Origin of the sequence: Bacteroides sp. AM23-12, from assembly GCF_003434395.1 — a bacterium.
Taxonomy (GTDB): domain Bacteria; phylum Bacteroidota; class Bacteroidia; order Bacteroidales; family Bacteroidaceae; genus Bacteroides; species Bacteroides thetaiotaomicron.
The window spans coordinates 94545-116371 of the sequence record NZ_QTLF01000007.1; the positions used below are offsets into that span (position 1 = coordinate 94545).

Here is a 21827-nt window from a genome sequence, read left to right on the forward strand (position 1 = left end):
TTATGATGCTATTAACAAAATATTTCGGAGGGCAAAATGGGGAAACCATCATTGCTTCTAAATCATTGGATTTTCCAGAACAGAAATCGTTTTTTGGCCATTTGAAGCATATCGAACTTTCATTCTATAAAATGTGGGTTGAAATATCAGGAATACCAGATAGTGTTACTTATGACCCATTAAATCTTGTAAGAATTCGTTTTACAGGTATCTTGGAGGGCATTGAGGGGGCACAACTTAACAATCTAAGTATCAAAAGTTATAATAACCCTTATCTGATTATTCTTGATGATTCAGCAATACATGATTGTAGTGATTTAAATTTGACGCAGTTTACTGTTCGAATTAAAGTCTATGCACAAAAAACGGTATCTGATACTATTGTTAATGAAGAGTTTGATGTTCTGATTATGTTGCAAAAGGCTATACCTGTTCCTTCCTATCGGATGGAACTGAGTTATCCTAGTATCACTTATCAACATCAAATTGTTAATATTGGAGAATTTGTTGTAGAAAACAAATGCTTCTTGCGTTATGCCATGATGTTGGATCTTAAGATTGATTTACGTTTTAATCGTGTGTTTAATGAGAACCTTGCGTTGTGGGGGGATTTGACCGAGATAATTGAAAGTAATCCCTATTTTGACGTTGGTGTCGGTGTTCGCTGTGCATCGGATCAGATACAATCCGTTTTGGAAAAAACAATTGATCAGCAATCTTTGTTGCTGAAAAGTATCGTCGCGCAAAATGAGATAAGAATCCCTATTTATCTTGACATGACACAGCTTTGTAATCCTGTGTCTGATTTTGAAGAATATAGTTTTACGTTATCCATCCAAAATTTGAATAATCGCATTATTGAATCAAAGGCTGAAACATTTACGGTATTTCGTGATCGGCAACTGACACAACTGGCTGTAAAGGTGAATGGATGTGAACTGAAACTTGGAGACCATTTGAATATTGGAAAAGCCAAATGGATCCAGTATATACCAGGGGGGAAAGTGCGATTTGCAGGAACAACTGATTTGTTTCATGTGACAATTGGAAATCTGGCGGAAAATGAGTCCGAAAACCTCGGAGCTGCTGTGTATGTGAGAAACTTGGTTGTAAAACATCAATTGTCAAATATGGCGGAACTTTCAAGGAATAGTACTTTGGTCGATGCGGTAGAAGTACGAGTTCAGGGTGAACTGGAGGATAATATGAAATTTGTTAATGCCCCTGGTTCAAATATAGAGTTGGTATATACTCTCCTTCATTCCAAGGTTTTAGATATGGATGATTGTGTGTCTGTGAGCACTACGATTGATTTTGATTATATTGAGGATATAGAAGGAACAGGGGTTGATTCTGGGATTTTGATGCACTTTGTAGGAACTATTGAACAAATAATAGAAAAGGACCCGGGTACAAATTGGCTGTGTATAGATTTTGGTACTTCTGCTACTGTTGCTGCTTATGGTGACGGTAGCAACCGTGGATCTAAAGTTCTGAACTTAGATCAACGTTCAGAGGCACTCCTGTCAGTGTTTGCGCAAAAATTAAGAGGTCCAAGGTTTGAACAAGGTTCTCCATTTTTGTCTTCTAATGTTCTCTTATACAATCACGGTGTCTTGCAAACTGCTGAATATCGAAATGCTTTTGTACGGTTATCACCATCCGAACCACAGTTTTATGGAAGTAGCGCTGTATTGCCTTATGTAAAGTCATTGGTCGGTTATAAACAGTTACCCCTATCATTTGATTTTTCCTCATTACAATATAAACAGCTGAATACCGATAAGAAGGAGATTAATTTTGCGGAAAAACCGTTATCTGTAGATGAGATATTTGTAGCAGTCTATCGTAGTTTATTTTTAGACTTTATTGTTCCTGAAATAGGTACTACATCAGAGCCTGTTAATAAACTTATATTGTCAATTCCTAATACTTATACTCCTCGGCATGTTGATCATTTACGGAATGTAATTATTCAGAACTTTCCGCAAATACGTAAAGATTACATATGGTTTGTTAGTGAGTCTGATGCTATTGCCAGTTATTATTTAAGTAAATGGCATTCGCTAAATATAGACCGTGATGAAGTGTGCAAGCAGAAGATTCTTGATAACATTGAACATATATTGGTTTATGACATGGGAGCAGGAACATTGGATCTCACCTATCTTTCGATAAAGAAAGATAGTGATAGTGAACGTACGGTCAACATTGAAGCTAAAATCGGTCTTAATAAAGCTGGGAACTATCTCGACTATATTTTGGCTACTGCATTGATTGAGACACACCCTCAGTTTCCGAGAATACTTATTGAATCTTCTGTTGATGCAAATTTGATGCGTTTATCTGGAATATTGAAGCATTTTATCAAGAACTTTGTGAAACCATTGCTGTTTACGGATGATTTAATCATTTGTGATGATTTTAATGGAGAACAAATATTGGTAGGTGATCAGAATATATCATTTAGTGATGTTGAGATTGATTTGAAGAAGCTCCGGGAACATCATGCTGTGCAAGAATTCATCAATGAATGTACAGGTCGATTATTAGATAACTTTTTTACGATTTATAATAAAGAAGAGGGCAATGTACCGATTGATACTGTTGTCCTTTCTGGACGAAGCGTGCAGTTTGGTGATTCTTCTAGAGGAATAGAACATTCTTTGATGGAGGCTGTATATCGTTGGAATAATAGTTCATCTGATGTTTATGTAATTCGTATTAAAGGTGATGATCTTAAAAAGATTGTGGTTAATGGTGCTTTAAGTTTTGCAACTACCTATTGTGGTGAAGGTAGTTCTGTAAAGATAATAAATAAAAATATATATGCATCATACGGTCTGATTTACACGAAACCGGATGGACGAACAACTTACGTTGAATTATTGTCTCCTACTACAAAGCCTACAAAAGAGCCCAACTTGGAATTTAATTCTACGAATGGGGTATTTATTTATCAATATGATACGGACATATATCGTGCGGATGGTAGTACTCGGGGAACAAAGATAAACCTATCCGGCAGTCCAATGGCGTATTTTGTACAGTCATATTCAACTGATCCTGCAAAAGATTGGGATGAAGAGAATAGGGAATTGATTTCTGTCATGTTTGAGTTTAGCCCTCGTTCTGTAGTTGTGAATCCGCGTATCGATTTAGTTCAGGTACCAGTTCGGATCGTTGTTAATGAACATAACGAAATGGTATTCCATGCGGGAATTATCACAAACGAAGCTTCTGCTCCGATGGTGATTGATATTCAGGATAATGAGTCGTTTCGTCGTAGTATGTGGCCATATATGTAAACTAATATAATGAAGAATATGAAAAATAAAACTTTGATAATTCTCTGTGTTTTCTTAGGCTTTTTGCCGGAGACTAATTTATTTGCACAAGAGCAGAATATTAATTTAGGAACAAGCAACTTCTTTTCCAATATAGAACATTCATTTGTTTTGAAAGGTAAAGATGGTAGAGATTCAGTATTAGTATTGGGGAATAAGTTTGAAAAGACTGCATTAGTTATTGGGAGGACAGGACAGAAATGTAAATTTAACAGGATGGTAGTGTCTTGGGTGACTAAAAATGGCGAAAAGACTAGCTCACATACTGGGTATGACTATACTGCTCAGTATAGTAGTACTAAAATTATATTAGAAAAAGATAGTCTACCGATCATTGCAACTTTGGTTAATAAAGAATATTTCCGCATAGAGCCACTTGATGATCAAAATGAGCTTCATTTGAAGTATTTACGTTCAAATTTTGCACATAGATTTTCGCTGATTGATGATCATTCTAAACAGCAAAGAGATACCACTGTTCGTACGATAAAAATACAAATGAAACTATCTAATATAAATTGGAAATATGAAGACCTACATGTGATTCTAAGAGATTCTTTATCTAAAGAAATAGAATTGTCATCTGATCGTTCTGATTCTACTAAATGGATTATCCCAAGTAATTTATCCGCTGGATCTTATAAGATACTAATAAAAGCAAAATTTATTCATGATGATTATAATTATTGTGATGAATTAGGCAATTCTCAAGTTATTCAAATTGAAAAAGTGCCGGATGATAATATTATTTTGCGTTTTTTACAGGAGTGCTGGGAATGGAAATGGATTATAGGAGGAACACTTGGTGCTTTGGCAATAATTTTCTTCGCATGCAAAATAAAACATAAACAGGAGGCTGAAGGAGGATTAATATCTAAAATAAAAGGATTTGTGTGCAAAATTGGTAGGCTAGGAAAAGAAACGTCCTCAAAGTCGGCTTTAAAAGAGGAAATCCTCAAACTTAAAGAGAAAGAAAAACATTATGTTTCACAGGTTAAAGAATTAGAGTATTTAAATAATTTGCAGAAAGAAGATGTAGGTGCACTTAAGGAACAGGTAGAGAAAGTACAATCAGAGTTGCAAGGTACACAGGATAAAATAAATGATGCAGAGGAAAGAGCGACACAATGGCAGAAAAAAACAGTAGAGGCTGAGAAAGCACGAGATGATATAAAGAGTAAGCTTCGAGAATTGAACACAAAAGCTCAAAAGCAGATATTCGATCTTAATCATAATTTTAAAGACTTAACTGCCGAGATTCAAAAACTGAATAAAGAAAAAAGTATTCAAGTAAGAAAGGTTGAGGCATTGACTGGTCATTTAGCCACAAAAGATAATATAATTAAAGAAGTTAGTGCTGAAAAAGATAAATTGATAAATCAACAAATGCAATTTCAAGTTCAATTGAATAAAACTGAAAAGCGTTTTGAACAGATCAGTAAACAACAATATTTGATAACTAAAATAGATACTACTTTATGTGTGGTTTGTTCGGAATTGCGAGCTGCATTTGCTAATGTCTCATCTGAGCAAATGATGAAGCGAATAGTGAATCCATTGATGTCCGGCATTGGATTAGACAATGGAGTTGAGTCATACTATGAACAATGGGAGTCTCATGTTTTGAACGATATTAAAGGTTATTTTGGGGTTGATAGCATTTATGATTTAAAGGATGAGGAACTTGCGGCTAGACTAACTTCCGGATTTCTTAAAGAAATCGCTAAAACGGATAGTTTTAGTAAATTGACGCGTTTGTATTTGTATGCTCAAGTGGATTGGATTCATCCTCAACTTATTTCCATGGGATTTGATATTTGCACTATTGAAGATGCCTTTATGCGTATGAAGGCACTATTTGCCGACTATAATATCATTCTGATATACCCGGGACTTTTTGTAGATGAGATGGATGATGCCAAATTCATGTTCAATGCCAAGTGTGATGTATTTGACCTTTTTACACCTGATGAACATACGAGAAAGCTATATACGAACTCATCTCTAATTGCAGATGTACTTCAAGTTGGCATTTCAATAGCACCGGATCATTATAATCGGAAAGCAATTGTTTCAATACCTAATATTTAATATATTTTCAATCTATAATATTAAAAAATATGGCAAGAATTATTGGAATTGACTTAGGCACTACAAATAGTGCTGTAAGTTTGTACGAAAATGGTCGTACAAAAGTAATCCCTATAAAGGGATATGAGACGACGCCTTCTGTAATCATGTTTGAAGACAATGGCGGAGTCACTGTAGGCCATGAAGCAAAACGGCGTATTCCACTTTCTCCTGAGAAAATTCTTAAATCGACTAAACGTGATATGGGTACTGATGTTACTTATCATATGTCAGGAAAAGAAATAACTCCTGTTATGGCGGCTAGTCTAATTCTCAAGTATCTAAAGAAAGGAGCTGAAGAATATCTTAACGATACATTGACAGACGTCGTTATCACTGTCCCCGCATATTTCGGATTCAGAGAACGGAATGCTACTCGTGAAGCTGCTATCAATGCTGGATGGAATCCGATAGCGCTTCTTGACGAACCAACTGCGGCTGCCATTATGTATGGGCAAAATCGTAACCAAAGTAGCCTTTTGACTGTTGTCGATCTGGGTGGTGGTACATTTGATGTGACTGTACTTGAATATACATGTAAAGATGGTAAAGCGAAATATAATCCACTTATACCTGATGGTAATCATAAATTAGGTGGTGATGATTTTGATAATGCTATTGTTAAATATATGATAGAGCAAGGGGCTACTGGATACCGTTCTGAATTGGAACTCAAAGAAATCGCAGAAAAAGTGAAAATAGAACTCTCTGTAAGCGATACCGCAGCTATTTCATGTCAGTACATAAACACCACAATCGATAGATCAACTTATGAGCGTATTATCCATACGTATATAACAGAGATTACTGATAAAATAGTCAGTACTGTTAAGAAGAATAATAAAGAAATTGATGATATTGACCGTTTTATTTTAGTTGGTGGTTCATGCAAGCATCCGGTTGTAAAAGAAGCGGTAAGAAATTGTGTTGGCAGAGAGCCCTTTTTAGCTCCTAATATGGATACGGCAGTTGTTCTAGGGGCTGCTTTATATCATCATATGTTGAAACAATGTGTTATTGACCCTGATGATGACACGGTTGTACCGCTATGTCCTAAGACATTAGGTACAGATCTCCGTGTAGATTCCGATTCTATCAATGCGATATTGGTGAAAGAGGGAACAAAACTTCCTATCAAAGCCGCGAACTTCGCGACAGTTAATGTAGGACAGCCGAAATTAATTTCTAAAGTACTTCAAGGTAACGAAAGGTTGGCTGATAATAATGTTTGTTTGGGCGATGTGGAAATCTCACTACAGCATACAAAGAATAATATGGCTGTTGTTATTACGGTGTTCGATATTAATATATCTGGTAATTTAGATTTCGAAACTTACGAGATACCAGTGACTTCTTCAACACAAGATGAGCTAATTGCATTATCTGAGAGTTGTAAAGATGGAGAATATGTTGTAGATTGGAATATGTGGAATACTTTTAAATCTCATTATCCGCAGTACTGTGCTCCTACAACATTAACATTGAAAGTTTAATAATAAAAAATGTCGGCATGGTATTTTACTTTGCCGACATTACACATTTTTTTATTGAGTTATAAATATGACATTATCATCCTTTTATCTATTAGACTTTCCAAATACATTTAACGGAATTATTCCCATTTATGATAGTAAACATTTAGATATGGGAGTTAAGGAAGCGTTGTGTACTCTTAATACTTTGGGTATACAAATAAATGAAGATAAGGTTCGATATTTTATAAAAACTCATCAAGAAATGGAAGAACTACACGAATCTGCATCAGGTCTTTGTATACCCACTGTGTTTAAAACTTATGATATATGGGTGTTAGAAGATCTTCCTTATGTATATTTCAAGTCGGTTCTTGCTCACGAATTAGGCCATGTATGGCTCTTTGAAAATGAGATTAAACTAAATGATATGGAATGTGAAGGTTTTTGTCAACTACTTTCGCACCAAATTTTATTTTCAGATTTTGCTCTTAATAGTAACAGTGAAGCGAGAATTGTTGCTGCAAGAACTGATGAAATCTATGGTGATGGCTTTCGACTTATGAAGCGTAAACTTGATACTTTAGGTTGGCAACAGCTACTAATATTATTAAAATATGACATATGAGCAAGTGTCCATACTGTAATACAGTCCTTTTGTCTTGGTCTAAATTTAAAGATTTAAAAGAGAAAGAAGGTCTTGGCTTGGCTGTTTGTGGTTTCATTTTAAATGGTCTTGATCATTTTATGAGTGGCGAATCTCGTTCTCAAAAACAAGATTCTGATTATCGAACACTTAATTTGTTTTATTGTGAACAATGTAAGACTTACTATCTGAAATGTCCTCATTGTAATACTTATATATATTTAAAAGAGATGCCTAATGAAACAAGAACATTAGTCACTTGTTCCAAATGTTTTAAACGTGTTCTTTACGCATCGAATGATTATCAATTAGGAGGTGGTTAAATAACTAATTTTGAATTTTATGATAAGCTTAATAAGTACGATATTTGCAACAAAGAATCTTGCTATTTCAATTGCAACTTATTTCAAAATAGTGGAAAGTGTGGATGGCAAAATTGATAAATTAGTTAAAAAGGAGTTTGAATCAGGTTTAGCTTTATTAGAACAGGCTAAACAGATTAGTTCTTCATATACTTATAGGCAGGTTCTGTTGACGGCAGTAGATCGTTTTAACCAAGCGATTATACTAGAAAAAAGAGAACGGTTATTATTGGCATATTTAGGTTTAATGACTTGCTATTTTTATTTAGGTGAAATTGAAGTTGTTAAACAGATACAAAAGACTATTGGTGATCTTAAATTTAGCAAGAGTTTTTGGGAAAAAAATGGCGGAGATATTGAGCATGTAGGTGTAAGCCTGTTTGGGGTAGTAATGTCTATTGCTTCTCTTGGGCGTCCTTTGCCAATGGGAAACTCTACAGGACAGGATCTTAAGAAGGATTTTGAGGCAAATGTTCAAGCTAAGGAAAACTCTTTTAATAAGCTCAAAACTGCAATTTTGGATATAAAATTTTATTAGTATTGTAGATGTGAAGAACGAATTTAAAACGATCTAGAGAGTTTATAGTAATATATGAAAATGAACTCTATGATTATCTTCTTTTAAATACAGAGCATAAAATGCCTCTGTATTTAATTGTTCATATAGTTAATAATTATCATGTTTTACGTCTGTAAATTGATGCTGAGCATTTGATATTGTGTCCTTTGCGGGGATAATCGGATACTGGTTTATATCAAATTTTGAAACAGTTAGGTGTGATATTGATAAAAATGATATAGATGTTCGTCCTTCATTTCTCCCCCTCCTAATCTATCAAGTGCAGATGCCGTTCTACATTCATTCATCTATTTGGGTGATATCCACTTCCTCAATGCCTAATTGTTTAAATAACTTAAATGTGCCACTTGATTTATAGAACTTACTCCCATTTTTTATCAGTATAGTCAAACAGTAAAATAGAAAGAATATGGGACTTTTTAAATCTACACAGTTATTTTATGATGTATCGGGTTACGCTGACGATGTAGCTAGTAGTTTGATGTCTACTTTGCGCTATGATGGTTATGAAGTTGATGGTGTAAAGTTACCGTCAGGTGAATGGGATATTTCAGTTAAGAAGGGAAATCTTTTTAAAGCAGTATTAGGACTTCAGACAGCTTTAAAGATTTTAATCTCACCTGCGAATCCTCATGTGTATGTAAAAGCTGGCGTTGGTATTTTCGGTCAACAGGCTATACCAGCTATATTAACTTTCTGCGTTTGGTGGCCTTTTGCGATCCCTCAGATCTGGGGAGTAATAAAACAAGTGAAGTTGGATAATGTTGTAATGTCGCATATTCAAACTGAATTTGATCGGTTGGCTGGTCGAAAGGTGTCTTCTAAAGTTATTGATTAGGTATGTTTTCTTTTGCGTAATAATCTAAAGTTCAATAGGTAAATATTTATATTATGGATATTATAACAAGGGAAGAATTTACTATGGGGTATTCTGCTGATATAGCAAAAGATCAGAATAAGATCTTTTTATCAACCACTATGACAGGGAATCTACAATTGCTTCGTTTGGAGCATATCGGTTATTTTCGATACAATTCCAGAAGTAATCAATGGGAAGCTGTGTTATGTAATCAACATACTTTAATGTTGAAACGGAGTACGAATTCTCAGAAAATTTTGAGCTATCATCCCTGTTTTATTCAGGTTAATCAATCTTTTATAGTTAATGTAAGCTATCTGGATCAGATAAGGGATAAGAGATGTGTATTGCTTCCACCGTTTGATGGAATGGAGACTTTACGGATAAGTACTCCGTTTATGAGGAAACTAAAGGAAAAATATCCGAGTATTTAAAATGTAAACAGTCATGAAAGAAGTAGTATATGAAGTGTGGGGCGAGGATACCTTTGCTCGGGAAGAATATTTGGTAGGTGTATATGATACTCAGGAAGAGGCAAATAAGATTTTGAGAGAGAGTGAGCAATCTGCACTACAAATATGCGAAGAATTGAGGGACACTTATTGGATTTGTGAATTAACTCCTAAACGGAAACAAGAAAGGGAGGAGCGGGAAGCTAGACGGGAGGAACGTCGTAGAAAGAGGAGTGACTTTAATTATATACACCTTTGTGAGATTGTGTCCCGGCTGAATAAAAGGCTTTTAGATACTGTGGCGCGGGATAAAAAGGGGCTTATAGCTGACGAGGAAATAAAGTTGACCGAGAAAAACGAAGAAACTAATGACTGTTATAGTTCTCTTTCGCTGCAATATATAAGAGGAGTGAAAAGTAAAGGCGGTTGTTTAGTATATATTGAAATCGAATTCAAAGATGAAGGCATGGCCTCTTCAAGCAGTTTTGTTGGTACCCCTGATCGGATCAGAAGACAATTTTCTTATAAAAAGGGCGAGAAATTTGTGACGGAAATAGTCGACAGAATGATTGTGGAGTTTTTCCGTTAGCAAATAAATGTTTAATCAATAAATATTATAATTATGGATACAAATAGTGTTTTTTGTGATTTGAATCAATTATTTGAGAATATAAAGAGTATAGGTAAGAGTGTTGGCCGTGAATCTATACGACCAGCGTTATGCCTTTACTATGTGTTGAAAAGTCCGGATACTCCATCTTCTGATAAAATTATGATTGTTTCGGCTCTTTCTTATCTGATCCTTCCGGTTAGTTTAATATCAGCAAAGCGTTTTTCTGTTTTAGGATGGGTGGATGAGATTGCGGCGATAATGCTCGCCTACAATAAAGTGAAAAAACACATAACTCCTGAAATAGAGTCGGAAGTTGAAAATACGTTGGAAAAATGGTTTCCAAAGGCAAAATGTGAGATAGTGCCATAAACATGTCTTTAAAAAATAAATTGCGATATGAAAACTATTATTACACACCAACCTTGTAACAAGGGTATTGAGATTCTTGGACATGTATATCATGGCATTCAAGATATTAAGAATCAGTGCCAAAGGGATAGCGGACCATTAGTTATTCTACAAAACAGTGAACTGTTTCCTTGTTTTGATGAAGAAGATTATGCTACTGAAACACGTTTCTTCAGAAACTTTCTATTCTGTAAGTCTAATGAAGAGGCTGCTAGAAAAGGGGATATTTTCCGTAAAGGAGAGGTTAGAGGCGTGAATTATTGTCTGATTGGAGAGGATATGCCTGAAGAAATGCTGCCGATGGTATATTATGAGGATGGGGCGAAAGAGGTGATTATTGCCAGGAAAGGATAGCATCTGATTGAAAAGAAATTAATGTAATAACAGAGAAAGGAAAAAATAAATATGAAAACTGTGGAAGAATTAATAATAGTAAAGTCTTTGCGCTTACATATCCAAGAATTTTTGGATCGTGCAGAAGCCAAGTATACGTCTGATGAAGAACATAATCTGTTCTCTTTCAATATGGAAAATAATGGAATGGGAATCAATGTCTATATTATTTACAATGAAGAAGGAGCGTGGATGCGTTGCCATATGTCATTACCGGTGAAAGTACCTCAGGAGAAGAGGGAAGCTGTATTATGGAAAATCAATAATTTCAATTATGATAATCCTGGAGTTTGTATGAGTATGGATGCGAATGATGGAGAAGTGGTGGCTGTGATGCTTGTAAATACAGACGATGGAGCTATAAATGACAGGATTATTAATGCTATGATATTCTCTTGTTATAATGCTTTGGATGTTTGTATTCCGGACATCATGTGTATTGTTTACCAACGCCCAGAGAATATTCTATTACAGGTGGCAAATAAGAATATTGTGGTTGGTGAAGTGAACTAAAATGATAATCTGATTGGAGGGGTGAAATAAAGACAAAATGAAAAAGATAACTTTTGGAAAAGCTTTGGCCGCAATTGCAGTATTGTGCCTGCTTTGGGTTAGCACTATGTTAACTATCGGCTTCTGTGAACATTATGAGAGTGACGAGCAATTGGCTGATATCTACAGCAGTGAGTGTTGTTCTTTTATCAGCGACGAGAAATATAGTATACGTAATATGACTACCGGAAAAACCACGATTGACGGTATTGACTGGCTGTTTGCAGCGGATGCATATACCGATTCATTAGTTGTTTATTCCAAGAACTTCAAACGTGGATATTTTGACCGTTATACAGGAGCGAATGTGATACCGGCACAATATACACATGCCTGGATCTTCTCCGAAGGCTTGGCAGCTGTAGTACTGAATAATAAGGTTGGATTTATTGATCATCAAGGAAAGACTGTGATTGATTTTCAGTTTCCTTATGCTAAAGATAATAAGAAGCAAGTTGGGCTTGTGTTTCACGATGGGCATAGTAGTATGTATGATGCAACCGGGAAATGTGGCATCATCAATAAAAAAGGGGAATGGGTGCTGAAACCGTCTTATGAGTATATACAAAATCCGCAATATGGGAAAAGAGTTTTTAATGACGGAAAGATGTATGGAGTGTTGGATGATTCCTTGCAGGTGCTTGTTCCCGCAGAATATAGAAGCATTGAACTATTAGATGACTATTTGGTGGCAGACAGACCGGATGGATTTCAGTTGCAAATCGCCTATGATGGGAAGATACTGAATAAGAATGTTTATCACGATGTGACTTCACTGGATTACGATACGATGGAAAGGACGGAAGACGGCGAAGGAACAATCATGAAGCCTACCGGAATTTATAGTTATGGTAGCTACAATCTATACGGGTTGATGGATGAAAAGGGGAAGCCTCTTACTGCACCTGTTTATCATAACATTACTGTACTTAGCAAAGATTTATTCTTGTGTGCCTTGAAAGACATGTATTCGAGGGTAATTGTTGACAGGAGGGGGCAGGTCGTCCGATATGAGGATTAATTCATAAATTTTATCCAAAAGAAGGAAAAAGAATAAAATAAACAAGAAGCAAAGTTACATCCTATCCATAAAAATACTATATTTATTGCAGCTAGAGAGCACTTTAAGTAATGCTTAAGACAGAAAACGAAAAGTAGTGTATATACTATATATTTTCTATTATTAATTACTTAAACACATTTTTTATGGAAGCCAAAAAATCAAAAAAGGCTGCAATTGAGAATCAAAGAGGTTCTTGGTTGTTGATGGGTTTGGTTGTTGCGCTTGCTTTCATGTTCGTATCGTTCGAATGGACACAGCATGATGTAAGAGTTGCGGCAGTATCATCTGATGATGAATCCATCTTTGTAACGGAGCTCGTTCCAATCACATTCCCTGAAGAGAAACTGGAACCGCCTCCTCCACCGGAAACTAAAGTAACAGAATTGTTCGAAATAGTAGATGATACCGAAGAGGTGACGGATAACGTTTCAGTAGTACCAGACAATGTGAATGAACCTTACAAGGTTGTTTGGGTACCGCCAGTAGTGGAAACTAAAGAAGTTGAGGAAGATGTTATTCACGTAAGTGTAGAAGTCATGCCCGAATTTCCCGGTGGTTCAGCTGAATTGCTGAAATATTTGAGTACTCATATCAAATATCCGACAATGTCTCAGGAGATGGGCTCACAAGGACGTGTAATTGTTCAGTTTGTCGTAGACAAAGACGGATCGATTACTAATCCGACAGTTGTACGAGGGGTAGATGCTTACCTGGATAAAGAAGCTATCCGTGTGATAAGTGGAATGCCAAAGTGGAAGCCCGGAGTGCAGAACGGTAAGAAAGTTCGAGTAAAATATACTGTACCTGTAGTATTCAGACTGCAGTAGTTACTTGAAATAAATGATTAAAAGGGTCGGTCCACCGCGGGAGCCGGCCCTTTTTTCAATAAAATAATATATCTTTGCGTCACGAACAAAAAAAATGAAAGACTGGTTTATGAATCTTCTGTATTACCTAAAAAGACCTTTTATCCGGCTCTCCCGTTTCCGCTACCGTTGTGGATATGGTGTGCACTCTCCTTTTGCTTTCAGTCTGATCACAGATGTGATTTATGAGAAGATGCCTTATTATGCATACGACCTGCTGAAGGTGGAACAGAAAAAGCGGATCACAACACAGAGATGGGAGAAAGGAATACCAAGAATCAACCGTCTGTTGTTCCGCCTGGTGAATAAAGTGCAACCGGCCACTATCATAGAAGTAGGAAAGCCCTCGGCAGCCTCCTTATATTTACAATCAGCCAAACCTTCTGCCGGGTATCTTTTTGCTTCTGACTTATCAGAGCTCTTTCTGGATGCCGATACTCCGGTAGACTTTCTGTATCTGAATGACTATCGGAATCCGGCTTTGCTGGAAGAAGTTTTTAACATCTGTTCCCGTCGGACTACTCCGAATAGTTTGTTTGTCGTTCATGGGATCTGCTATTCAAAGGCAATGAAAAATCTTTGGAAACAGTTACAGAATGATGAGCGGGTGGGAATCACTTTTGACTTGTATGATGCAGGCTTGCTTTTTTTTGATACAACAAAGATTAAACAGCATTATATCGTCAACTTCTGATCACCTTTATACGTTAATCTTATATATAGTAATGATGAAAAATAGACGTTTATGAAAAAAAGCCTTGTATATACAAAGACCGGTGACAAAGGAACTACCAGTCTTGTTGGCGGAAGCCGCGTTCCGAAGACCCATATTCGTTTGGAAGCATACGGAACAATTGACGAACTTAATTCCCATCTGGGATGGCTGAATACGTATTTGCTGGATGAGGCAGACTGGGATTTTATCCTGAGTATACAGCATAAGCTATTCTCTATCGGTTCACATCTGGCAACTGACCAGGAAAAAACACAACTGAAAGCCGCCAGTATCCTTACTCCGGAAGATGTGGAACGCATCGAGCGCGAGATTGATAAGCTGGATGAACAACTGCCCGAACTTTGTGCCTTTATCATACCCGGAGGTAGCCGTGGAGCGGCTGTTTGTCATGTGTGCCGTACGATTTGTCGAAGAGCCGAACGTCGCATTCTGACTCTGTCCGAAACTTGTACAATTTCTCCCGAAGTGTTAGCTTTTGTCAACAGATTATCAGATTATTTGTTTGTTTTATCCCGAAAAATTAATTTTGATGAACAAAATAGTGAAATATTCTGGGATAATAGTTGGAAATGATAGATTTTATTATACTTTTGCCGAAAAATAGAAAATAAGTATTCACTTTTTAATACTCAAGATTATGTATTGGACATTGGAATTAGCATCGAAACTGGAAGATGCTCCCTGGCCGGCGACCAAGGACGAATTGATTGATTACGCTATGCGTTCGGGTGCTCCTCTTGAAGTGATAGAGAATCTGCAAGAGATGGAAGATGAAGGCGAAATCTATGAGAGTATCGAAGATATTTGGCCGGATTATCCTAGTAAAGAAGATTTCTTTTTTAACGAGGAAGAGTATTGATTTAGAAAAAGAAACCGAACATATAAAAATACCCGATAGCTTTCACACGGCTATCGGGTATTTTTTATTCTCATACAATATTAAAAGACCGGCATCTGCCAGATGAATCCTACCGAAATCCGGTTGGTACTGTAATTCTCTTGTCCCAGCACTTTGGCACGGGAGGTGAAGTCATAAGAACGTCCTACATAGGTCACGAAGAAATGCAGGTTGGTTTCCATCGGATAAAATTCGATACCTGCCAGATACCCCCAGGAGGTACGGTAGTTACCTTTTTCTATCCCTTCGGAGGCTTTGGTTACGGAAGCCGTTTCATACATTCCTTTCACGAAGACATTCCATTTCGGGAGGAAACGGTAGTTACACTTGGCTACTACGGATAAATAACCTGTATCAAACGCATTGTGTCCGCCCGGGCGACCGACGATGCCGGTGATAATCCCTTTACGGTCAATCTCTTCTTTTGAGTACATGAAGTCGACAAAGGCGTTCCACTTTCCGAGATTCAGTTCATTTCCTACAGCATAGTAATACATATTATGATCTTTGGCTTCGTTCATCACAGAGGCCGACCAGCGGGTTTTAAATACATTATTAAAATTGCCAATCCAGTTTAAGGTATAGACCAGCGGCATTTTTCCGGATTTCAGATCGGGGAGATTACCCTCCGCATCCTCTGTGATTCCGTAAGTGTTGTCGAAAGAGCTATTGCGGCTGTTCAATATCTGCAGATTAAGTTGCTGATCGGGAGTAATGTTATAACTTGCATTCAGACCGGTCAGGAAGTTACTCATGTAATCGATCATATCACAATATTGATAGACATCGATCGGGTTGAGGTCAAACTCGAAGCCGCCATAGTTGGCACTTTGTTTACCGGCAAACAGGTTGAACTTATCGTTGAGCTTGATACCGATGCCTGCCCAGTCGATGGAGGTCGGGAGGTTGTCTATCATATTGTTTCCGTCGTTCGAGCGGTTGAGACGCTGGCGGTAACGGTAAGAAAGCCAGTTGTTGATATTTCCTTTCGCTTCGATGCGGAGCTGGTGCATATTGAAGTCACCTTCCTGAAATCCATTCTGGAAATGAGCGTCAAAACTTCCTTGCATATTCAGGTATAAGTTGAACTTATCCGTTTTCTTTTTTACGTCTGTCAGTTCCTCGAAAAGAGGAGTGTTGGGGGAGAACTTTTGGGCATACATTGCCTGTATGCTACCCGCAAGGAGTAGCATAAACATTAATTTTTTCATAAGTAGGTCCGGTTTTTAGTATTCGTTAAAGTATTCCTGAATTTGTTTCCAGTCCGTGGTTTTGGTCAGCGCAAGCATCAATAGTACACGTGACTTTTGTGGATTCAATTCCTGAGAGGCTACAAACTGATACTTGGCGTCATCCACTTCCGCATCAAGAGTGGTAGGACCAGTCGGTACGCGGGAAGAACGAACGACTACAATGCCTTTTCTGCGGGCGTCTATCAATGACGGAAATATGTTTTTATGGATATTACCGTTTCCGACTCCTGCATGAATGATTCCTTTATATCCGTTGTTGAGCAACGGAGTCATCATATCGGCTTCAATATTGGAATAGCTGTATACGATGCCGACTTTGGGCAATGAAGTCAGTTTGGTGACATCAAATACGGATTGGGTGGTATGTTTCTTCAGTGTGATCTGATTATAACATACTTTACCGTTCAGTACATATCCCAATGCGCCGGAGTTGGGAGCCTGGAAAGTCTGTACATCGACCGTGTTCATTTTAACTACGCTTTCTGCACCTAGAATCAGACCGTTCATGGCAACCAGTACACCTTTGTCTTTTGATTCTTTAGCTGCAGCGGTAACTACTGCATTATAAAGATTCAGCGGACCGTCGGCACTTAATGCTGTAGAGGGGCGCATGGCACCTACCAATACAACAGGCTTGTCACTTTTGACAGTCAGATTCAGAAAGTAAGCAGTCTCTTCCATCGTATCCGTTCCATGAGTAATCACGATTCCGTCGATATCCGGTCGTTTTAATAACTCGTTGATTTTCTTGGCAAGTGTCAGCCAGACTTCGTCATTCATGTCCTGTGAACCGATTCTCACAATCTGTTCGCCGGTTACATTGGCGATATCTTTGATTTCGGGGACTGCATCCAGCAATGCACCGATAGCAACTTGTCCTGCCGTATAGCTGGTGCCCGTAGCCGAGCTTCCTGTTCCGGCAATGGTTCCTCCGGTAGCAAGGATGTGGATATTCGGTTTTGCGGCAAATGCCATTGTTGCGGATAATAGTAGTGTTACTACTACCAGGCCTAATTTCTTAATTTGTTTCATAACTGAAATGAGTTTAGGTTAATAATATATTAGAATATTTGAATAAAGAGCAGTCCTAAAACAATAGCGACTACGGTAGATACCAGTCCGGGCATCATAAACGAATGATTCAACACATATTTACCGATTTTTGTTGTCCCGGTGCGGTCAAAATTAATGGCGGCTACGACAGTCGGGTAATTCGGGATAAAGAAATATCCGTTCACTGCGGGGAATAAGGCAATCAGCATATACGGAGAAATACCTAACGCGATGCCCAGCGGCATCAATGCCCGCACCGTGGCTGCCTGGCTATACAACAGGATAGACATGACGAACAGCGCAATACCGAACAGCCATGGCATCTGCCGCACGATTCCTTCGATGGAAAGAGTGAGCTGTGCCATATTGCCCTGAAGGAAAGTATCACCCATCCACGCAATACCGAAGATGGCGATAACAGCCTGCATCCCGGCAGGGAATACAGAACCCTGCGTTGCTTTGATTCCATCCGTCTTGGTTACTATAAGGATGATAGCGGCTGCCGACAACATTACGATCTCGATAATGGAGGATATACCGAGCGTGACGATTTCTCCATCGATCAGGAAACTGGGACGCATACCTTCAAAAGATCCGAAAAGGACGATAAAAGCAGTTGCCAATATAAAGATGAGTACGGAAAGCATGGCGGAACGTTTGTTCTTGACATCTTTAATCTCTATCTTCTTGTCATTGAAAAGACCTTCTTTCAAGCGTTTCTGATATTCGGGATCCTCTATCAGTTCCTTGCCGACTTTCATGGAGAATAAAGCGCCGACCAATACTCCGATGATAGTGGCGGGAATCGTAATTTTAAGAATATCGAATAATGTAATGTCGAAACCTGCCAGTAACCCGAGCAAAGCTACCGTTGCAGCAGAGATGGGACTGGCTGTAATAGCCTGTTGCGAAGCAATCACAGCAATACCCAGCGGACGTTCCGGACGAATCTTTGTTTCGGTAGCTACCTCAGCAATCACGGGCAATACGGAATAAGCTACATGCCCGGTTCCGGCAATAAAGGTGAACAGATAAGTCACCAATGGGCTGAGCAACGTGACGTGCGAAGGATTTTTGCGTAGCAAATGTTCTGCCAGTTTCACCATATAGTCCAGTCCGCCGGCTGCTTGCATACAGGAGGCAGCGGAAATAACGGCGGCAATCATCAACATAACGTCGATAGGTGGTGCGGTGGGTTGTAAACCAAAAACAAACGTGAGTATTCCCAATCCTACTCCTCCCATGACACCGAGTCCGATGCCTCCCAAACGTGCGCCAATAATAATGGCTGTCAGAACAAATGCTAATTGTAATATCATTGGTTGTTGTTTTATAAGTTCCTAACAAAGATAAAGGATTTATCTTCGTTTTTTCTCTGTTTCTAAGATAAACAACAAAAAAGTTATTGAATAGTTTTTGCATATTTATTAAAACAATAACATCTCTGACTGGTTATTATATCAACTAACGAATGTGTTATTGTTATAAAACAACCGATATGGAACAGAAATTATCAAAAAAAACTCGTACAGAGAGCGACTTGATAGGTAGTCGTGAAGTGCCGGAAAGTGCATTGTATGGAGTACAGACACTCCGTGGTATTGAAAACTTTCGCATCAGCAAGTTTCATTTGAATGAGTATCCCCTGTTTATTCAGGCATTGGCCATCACTAAAATGGGAGCTGCCGTTGCCAACCGTGAACTGGATTTACTGACTGAGGAACAGACGGATGCCATACTGAAGGCTTGTAAAGAAATACTGGAAGGAAAACATCATGACCAGTTCCCTGTAGATATGATTCAGGGAGGGGCCGGAACCACTACCAACATGAATGCCAATGAAGTGATTGCCAACCGTGCACTGGAACTGATGGGACACGCACGCGGAGAGTACCAATACTGCTCGCCCAACGATCACGTCAATCGTTCGCAATCTACCAATGACGCGTATCCTACAGCCATTCACATTGGTCTGTATTATACCCATCTTAAATTGGTGAAACACTTTGCAACACTGATCGAGGCTTTCCGAAAGAAAGGAGCGGAGTTTGCACACATTATTAAGATGGGACGTACCCAACTGGAAGATGCCGTACCAATGACACTTGGACAAACTTTTAATGGATTCGCCAGCATTCTGGAACACGAACTGAAGAATCTCGATTTTGCCGCACAGGATTTTCTGACGGTCAACATGGGGGCGACAGCCATCGGAACCGGAATTACCGCCGAACCGGAATATGCGGAAAAGTGCATTGCTGCCCTGCGCAAGATTACCGGACTGGATATCAAACTGGCAGATGACCTGATAGGCGCTACTTCGGATACTTCCTGCATGGTAGGATATTCTTCGGCCATGCGGCGTGTAGCTGTCAAGATGAACAAGATCTGTAATGATCTGAGGCTATTGGCTTCCGGTCCTCGTTGCGGACTGGGAGAAATCAATCTGCCTGCCATGCAGCCGGGGTCTTCCATTATGCCGGGAAAGGTGAACCCTGTTATTCCCGAAGTCATGAATCAGGTTTCTTATAAAGTGATAGGAAACGACCTTTGTGTAGCTATGAGTGGAGAGGCTGCACAGATGGAACTGAATGCGATGGAACCTGTCATGGCACAATGCTGTTTTGAATCTGCGGATTTGTTGATGAACGGTTTTGATACATTGCGTACCTTATGTATTGATGGCATCACAGCCAATGAAGAAAAATGCCGTCGGGATGTACACAACAGTATCGGAGTAGTGACCGCACTGAATCCCGTAATTGGCTATAAACATTCTACAAAGATAGCGAAGGAGGCTCTGGAAACGGGTAAAGGAGTGTATGAGCTGGTGCTGGAACATAACATTCTTTCCAAAGAAGACCTGGATACGATCTTGAAACCGGAAAATATGATTAAACCGGTGAAACTGGATATTCATCCGAATCATTGATTCATAGGGGTAAAAAGAGAGGCCAGCCTGTTAATATAGGCTGGTCTCTGTGTTTTGTATCATTAGTGTATTTTATATATTTAATCTTGGATTCTTTTTCATCTACTCGTAAAAAAAACGAAATAAATAAAGGAAATAAATTGATAATGTCTGTTTTTTAGTATATTCGTAAAAAGTAGTGTACATACAAAGCAAAACTAAAAGAATACAAATTAAAAACAGCGATTATGAAAAACAGACCTTTTGAGAATTTTGACTTTACAGACTTCTGGGATGATGATGAATATGCTATGAATGAATATATTGGCGCGCCTCCAACAGAAGAGATGATAGAAGAAACAGAACGTGAACTGGGATACAAACTCCCCGAATCTTATATTTGGCTGATGAAGCAGCATAACGGTGGAATACCTTTCAATGTTTGTTTTCCTTGCGACGAGCCTACCAGTTGGGCGGACGATCATGTGGCTATCACCGGCATTATGGGAGTTGATAAGGATAAGATATATTCTCTTTGCGGACAGCTCGGCAGCCGTTTCATGATTGAAGAATGGGGGTATCCGGACATCGGAGTGGCCATCTGCGACTGTCCTTCTGCGGGACATGATATGATTTTCCTTGATTATCGGGAGTGTGGTCCGCAGGGCGAACCGAAAGTCGTTCATGTCGATCAGGAAGATGATTATTATGTTACTTTCCTTGCCGATAACTTTGAAAAATTTATTCGGGGACTTGTTAACGAAGATGTCTTTGATACATCGGAAGAAGATGAAAGAATGGAGCTGGAAAAAGTTCGGAACGCAGCTTTCTCACCGCTCTTGTCCGATTTGTGCGCAAAGTGTGATCATCCCGTGGATACGGAACGGTGGATTCGGAAGATATCGGAAGAAATAGTAATTGATAAGGGATTCTTTGCGCTTCATGCCGACGAACGTTCTTATCTGCTTTACGACATCCAGCTTTGGCTTTACACCAACGCTTATCCCGATACGACGGAAGAAGATTACCTGTCTGCCTATAAAAAGATAATAGCGCTGGACGGTGAGTTCAGTACAGGAGGATATGCTTCGGATTTTGTAACTGATTGGCTGACGCGACGCAAGGAGAGCGGTATGGTTACGTGTAATGACGGTATTCTTTCGATGGCAGCGGGGACTAAGGAGGCCTTGCTGGCAAATCGGGAGTTGATTTCGAACAAAGAGCAATAATTTG

22 protein-coding genes are annotated in these 21827 nt (G+C 38.6%); 19 read left to right on the plus strand and 3 right to left on the minus strand.

Annotation, left to right across the window (positions count from 1 at the left end; genetic code table 11):
• Nucleotides 1-2 precede the first annotated feature (2 nt).
• The 17 genes from DW640_RS09275 (at nt 3) to DW640_RS09355 (ending at nt 15338) form a co-directional block, all read left to right on the plus strand.
• Nucleotides 3-3308 carry a hypothetical protein gene (locus DW640_RS09275; RefSeq protein WP_117577929.1) on the plus strand — a complete coding sequence of 1102 codons (3306 nt, stop codon included), beginning with the start codon at nt 3-5 and terminating at the stop codon, nt 3306-3308.
• Between the two features lie 18 nt (nt 3309-3326).
• The gene (locus DW640_RS09280; protein WP_117577931.1) at nt 3327-5438 is read left to right on the plus strand and encodes a hypothetical protein; all 2112 of its coding nucleotides are present in this window, start codon (nt 3327-3329) and stop codon (nt 5436-5438) included.
• Nucleotides 5439-5467: 29 nt separating this feature from the next.
• Complete coding sequence (locus DW640_RS09285) at nt 5468-6970, plus strand: Hsp70 family protein (protein WP_117577933.1); 1503 nt, start codon at nt 5468-5470, stop codon at nt 6968-6970.
• Between the two features lie 151 nt (nt 6971-7121).
• Nucleotides 7122-7577: a protein DA1 gene (locus tag DW640_RS09290; RefSeq protein WP_158562594.1), complete on the plus strand. Its 456-nt coding sequence runs from the start codon at nt 7122-7124 to the stop codon at nt 7575-7577.
• Nucleotides 7574-7918, plus strand: coding sequence for a hypothetical protein (locus DW640_RS09295; RefSeq protein ID WP_117577936.1), 345 nt, complete (start codon nt 7574-7576; stop codon nt 7916-7918). The genes DW640_RS09290 and DW640_RS09295 overlap by 4 nt, the downstream gene beginning before the upstream one ends.
• Before the next feature lie 19 nt (nt 7919-7937).
• Nucleotides 7938-8495, plus strand: coding sequence for a hypothetical protein (locus tag DW640_RS09300; RefSeq protein ID WP_117577938.1), 558 nt, complete (start codon nt 7938-7940; stop codon nt 8493-8495).
• Between the two features lie 451 nt (nt 8496-8946).
• On the plus strand, nt 8947-9375 hold the full coding sequence (locus tag DW640_RS09305) for a hypothetical protein (RefSeq protein WP_117577940.1): 429 nt from the start codon (nt 8947-8949) through the stop codon (nt 9373-9375).
• An 83-nt stretch (nt 9376-9458) separates the two neighbouring features.
• Nucleotides 9459-9830 (plus strand): LytTR family transcriptional regulator DNA-binding domain-containing protein, encoded by a 372-nt coding sequence (locus DW640_RS23710; protein WP_117577976.1) that lies wholly within the window; start codon nt 9459-9461, stop codon nt 9828-9830.
• 13 nt (nt 9831-9843) lie between these two features.
• Complete coding sequence (locus DW640_RS23950; protein ID WP_225722196.1) at nt 9844-10437, plus strand: hypothetical protein; 594 nt, start codon at nt 9844-9846, stop codon at nt 10435-10437.
• Nucleotides 10438-10470: 33 nt separating this feature from the next.
• The gene (locus DW640_RS09320) at nt 10471-10830 is read left to right on the plus strand and encodes a YkvA family protein (RefSeq protein ID WP_117577942.1); all 360 of its coding nucleotides are present in this window, start codon (nt 10471-10473) and stop codon (nt 10828-10830) included.
• A 27-nt stretch (nt 10831-10857) separates the two neighbouring features.
• Entirely contained in the window at nt 10858-11223 is a 366-nt protein-coding gene (locus DW640_RS09325; protein WP_117577944.1) for a hypothetical protein, read from the plus strand.
• Nucleotides 11224-11274: 51 nt separating this feature from the next.
• Nucleotides 11275-11775, plus strand: a complete 501-nt coding sequence (locus tag DW640_RS09330; RefSeq protein WP_117577946.1) for a YbjN domain-containing protein — start codon at nt 11275-11277, stop codon at nt 11773-11775.
• A 37-nt stretch (nt 11776-11812) separates the two neighbouring features.
• Nucleotides 11813-12835 carry a WG repeat-containing protein gene (locus DW640_RS09335; protein ID WP_117577948.1) on the plus strand — a complete coding sequence of 341 codons (1023 nt, stop codon included), beginning with the start codon at nt 11813-11815 and terminating at the stop codon, nt 12833-12835.
• 185 nt (nt 12836-13020) lie between these two features.
• Nucleotides 13021-13704 (plus strand): energy transducer TonB, encoded by a 684-nt coding sequence (locus DW640_RS09340; protein ID WP_011108463.1) that lies wholly within the window; start codon nt 13021-13023, stop codon nt 13702-13704.
• Nucleotides 13705-13813: 109 nt separating this feature from the next.
• Nucleotides 13814-14437 (plus strand): hypothetical protein, encoded by a 624-nt coding sequence (locus DW640_RS09345; protein ID WP_199610312.1) that lies wholly within the window; start codon nt 13814-13816, stop codon nt 14435-14437.
• A 51-nt stretch (nt 14438-14488) separates the two neighbouring features.
• The gene (locus tag DW640_RS09350) at nt 14489-15052 is read left to right on the plus strand and encodes a cob(I)yrinic acid a,c-diamide adenosyltransferase (protein ID WP_117577952.1); all 564 of its coding nucleotides are present in this window, start codon (nt 14489-14491) and stop codon (nt 15050-15052) included.
• A 64-nt stretch (nt 15053-15116) separates the two neighbouring features.
• Nucleotides 15117-15338: a DUF2795 domain-containing protein gene (locus DW640_RS09355; protein WP_002558131.1), complete on the plus strand. Its 222-nt coding sequence runs from the start codon at nt 15117-15119 to the stop codon at nt 15336-15338.
• An 80-nt stretch (nt 15339-15418) separates the two neighbouring features.
• On the opposite strand, the gene DW640_RS09360 is transcribed toward DW640_RS09355, so the two are convergent.
• From DW640_RS09360 to DW640_RS09370, 3 genes are read right to left on the minus strand one after another with little or no spacing between them, the layout of a single operon-like run.
• Nucleotides 15419-16588: a porin gene (locus tag DW640_RS09360; protein ID WP_117577954.1), complete on the minus strand. Its 1170-nt coding sequence runs from the start codon at nt 16586-16588 to the stop codon at nt 15419-15421.
• 15 nt (nt 16589-16603) lie between these two features.
• Nucleotides 16604-17662: an L-asparaginase 2 gene (ansB, locus tag DW640_RS09365; protein WP_008762008.1), complete on the minus strand. Its 1059-nt coding sequence runs from the start codon at nt 17660-17662 to the stop codon at nt 16604-16606.
• Nucleotides 17663-17691: 29 nt separating this feature from the next.
• A complete protein-coding gene (locus DW640_RS09370) occupies nt 17692-19002 on the minus strand; it encodes an anaerobic C4-dicarboxylate transporter family protein (RefSeq protein WP_072066474.1) in 1311 nt (436 codons plus the stop codon).
• 179 nt (nt 19003-19181) lie between these two features.
• Between DW640_RS09370 and DW640_RS09375 the strand changes: the two genes are divergently transcribed.
• Both DW640_RS09375 and DW640_RS09380 read left to right on the plus strand, forming a co-directional pair.
• Nucleotides 19182-20615: an aspartate ammonia-lyase gene (locus DW640_RS09375; protein WP_008762010.1), complete on the plus strand. Its 1434-nt coding sequence runs from the start codon at nt 19182-19184 to the stop codon at nt 20613-20615.
• Nucleotides 20616-20842: 227 nt separating this feature from the next.
• Nucleotides 20843-21823, plus strand: a complete 981-nt coding sequence (locus DW640_RS09380) for an SMI1/KNR4 family protein (RefSeq protein ID WP_072066472.1) — start codon at nt 20843-20845, stop codon at nt 21821-21823.
• Nucleotides 21824-21827: the final 4 nt, after the last annotated feature.

What these genes read in the sequence shown, in the direction of transcription:
- DW640_RS09275 (WP_117577929.1), top strand. Translation starts at nt 3, where the DNA reads ATGATGCTATTAACAAAATATTTCGGAGGGCAAAATGGGGAAACCATC.
- DW640_RS09280 (WP_117577931.1), top strand. Translation starts at nt 3,327, where the DNA reads ATGAAAAATAAAACTTTGATAATTCTCTGTGTTTTCTTAGGCTTTTTG.
- DW640_RS09285 (WP_117577933.1), top strand. Translation starts at nt 5,468, where the DNA reads ATGGCAAGAATTATTGGAATTGACTTAGGCACTACAAATAGTGCTGTA.
- DW640_RS09290 (WP_158562594.1), top strand. Translation starts at nt 7,122, where the DNA reads ATGGGAGTTAAGGAAGCGTTGTGTACTCTTAATACTTTGGGTATACAA.
- DW640_RS09295 (WP_117577936.1), top strand. Translation starts at nt 7,574, where the DNA reads ATGAGCAAGTGTCCATACTGTAATACAGTCCTTTTGTCTTGGTCTAAA.
- DW640_RS09300 (WP_117577938.1), top strand. Translation starts at nt 7,938, where the DNA reads ATGATAAGCTTAATAAGTACGATATTTGCAACAAAGAATCTTGCTATT.
- DW640_RS09305 (WP_117577940.1), top strand. Translation starts at nt 8,947, where the DNA reads ATGGGACTTTTTAAATCTACACAGTTATTTTATGATGTATCGGGTTAC.
- DW640_RS23710 (WP_117577976.1), top strand. Translation starts at nt 9,459, where the DNA reads ATGGGGTATTCTGCTGATATAGCAAAAGATCAGAATAAGATCTTTTTA.
- DW640_RS23950 (WP_225722196.1), top strand. Translation starts at nt 9,844, where the DNA reads ATGAAAGAAGTAGTATATGAAGTGTGGGGCGAGGATACCTTTGCTCGG.
- DW640_RS09320 (WP_117577942.1), top strand. Translation starts at nt 10,471, where the DNA reads ATGGATACAAATAGTGTTTTTTGTGATTTGAATCAATTATTTGAGAAT.
- DW640_RS09325 (WP_117577944.1), top strand. Translation starts at nt 10,858, where the DNA reads ATGAAAACTATTATTACACACCAACCTTGTAACAAGGGTATTGAGATT.
- DW640_RS09330 (WP_117577946.1), top strand. Translation starts at nt 11,275, where the DNA reads ATGAAAACTGTGGAAGAATTAATAATAGTAAAGTCTTTGCGCTTACAT.
- DW640_RS09335 (WP_117577948.1), top strand. Translation starts at nt 11,813, where the DNA reads ATGAAAAAGATAACTTTTGGAAAAGCTTTGGCCGCAATTGCAGTATTG.
- DW640_RS09340 (WP_011108463.1), top strand. Translation starts at nt 13,021, where the DNA reads ATGGAAGCCAAAAAATCAAAAAAGGCTGCAATTGAGAATCAAAGAGGT.
- DW640_RS09345 (WP_199610312.1), top strand. Translation starts at nt 13,814, where the DNA reads ATGAATCTTCTGTATTACCTAAAAAGACCTTTTATCCGGCTCTCCCGT.
- DW640_RS09350 (WP_117577952.1), top strand. Translation starts at nt 14,489, where the DNA reads ATGAAAAAAAGCCTTGTATATACAAAGACCGGTGACAAAGGAACTACC.
- DW640_RS09355 (WP_002558131.1), top strand. Translation starts at nt 15,117, where the DNA reads ATGTATTGGACATTGGAATTAGCATCGAAACTGGAAGATGCTCCCTGG.
- DW640_RS09360 (WP_117577954.1), bottom strand. Translation starts at nt 16,588, where the DNA reads ATGAAAAAATTAATGTTTATGCTACTCCTTGCGGGTAGCATACAGGCA.
- ansB (WP_008762008.1), bottom strand. Translation starts at nt 17,662, where the DNA reads ATGAAACAAATTAAGAAATTAGGCCTGGTAGTAGTAACACTACTATTA.
- DW640_RS09370 (WP_072066474.1), bottom strand. Translation starts at nt 19,002, where the DNA reads ATGATATTACAATTAGCATTTGTTCTGACAGCCATTATTATTGGCGCA.
- DW640_RS09375 (WP_008762010.1), top strand. Translation starts at nt 19,182, where the DNA reads ATGGAACAGAAATTATCAAAAAAAACTCGTACAGAGAGCGACTTGATA.
- DW640_RS09380 (WP_072066472.1), top strand. Translation starts at nt 20,843, where the DNA reads ATGAAAAACAGACCTTTTGAGAATTTTGACTTTACAGACTTCTGGGAT.